This is a genomic window from Paraburkholderia sp. SIMBA_027, assembly GCF_046535315.1.
Lineage (GTDB): Bacteria > Pseudomonadota > Gammaproteobacteria > Burkholderiales > Burkholderiaceae > Paraburkholderia > Paraburkholderia tropica.
The window spans coordinates 1-263 of sequence record NZ_JAWRWY010000846.1; the positions used below are offsets into that span (position 1 = coordinate 1).

The following is a 263-nucleotide window of genomic DNA, read 5'->3' on the forward strand; positions in this document are numbered from 1 at the left end:
GGATCTCGTCGTCGGCGCGACGGGCGAGCCGCCGGAGCTGCCGGGCATCGTCACGCGGCCGATCGGCACGCTCACGCACGTGTTCGCGATCGCGCCCACTCATCCGCTCGCGGCGTTGCCCGAACCGCTGTCGATGGCGTCGATCGTCGAGTATCGCGGCGCCGTGATCAGCGACACGTCCCGCGAACTGCAGCCGCGCTCGGTCGCGATCGATGCCGGGCAGCCGACGCTCGCGGTCCCTACCCTCGCGGCAAAACTGGCCG

Annotated in this window: 1 pseudogene; it reads left to right on the forward strand. The window is 71.9% G+C overall.

From position 1 onward, the window contains the following. Nucleotides 1-263, forward strand: a pseudogene (locus SB764_RS41460) (LysR family transcriptional regulator); the annotation flags it as partial.